Below are 576 nucleotides of genomic sequence, written 5' to 3'. Positions count from 1 at the left end.
CAGTCATTAACTAACCCAAGGTTGAAAGCTGAAGTAGGTGATCTTGGGCTAGTTAATCAAGATGATATTCCATTTGGTATTACTGGATGTTCATATGCTACAGCTCCTTTTACTCATATCAATCCAGATGGTTCTAGGTTTTCTCATGGGGATGCTGGTGTACTGTATGTTGCTGATAGCATGGAAACAGCATTGGCTGAAGTAACACACCACCAACAACACTATTTTAGTAATGTCGTTGGGTTGCATTATGATCGTATCGTTCTTAGAGGGCTTAAAGTTAAGTTTGATGAAGGGAAGCTTCACGACTTAACGAATTTGGACATAACAGATCCCGTATATGATAAACAAAACTATACAAATGCTAGACAGTTGGGAAACAAACTCAGAACTGATGGCATAGAAACCATCAAATACAACAGTGTAAGAAATGAAGGTGCGATTTGCTGGGCGATGCTTACACCAAAAAATGTACAAGAAGTAATTCAAAGCACTCACTTTGCGCTTATTTGGAATGGTGAGAAGATCACAAGCGCTGAAAGTGTTTCATTAGTTTAAATTGGAATCCAACCTTAT

At 38.4% G+C, this 576-nt stretch carries 1 protein-coding gene; it reads left to right on the top strand.

Annotated features, from left to right (window positions below):
• A partial coding sequence (locus CJF42_RS26325; RefSeq protein WP_141235711.1) for an RES family NAD+ phosphorylase occupies positions 1–558 on the top strand: 558 nt, incomplete at its 5' end.
• Between the last annotated feature and the right edge of the window lie 18 nt (positions 559–576).

The sequence above is a fragment of the Pseudoalteromonas sp. NBT06-2 genome (assembly GCF_002276045.1).
Taxonomy (GTDB): Bacteria; Pseudomonadota; Gammaproteobacteria; order Enterobacterales; family Alteromonadaceae; genus Pseudoalteromonas.
Note: the sequence above shows the minus strand (reverse complement) of the source record. Positions and strands in the feature narration are given on the sequence as shown.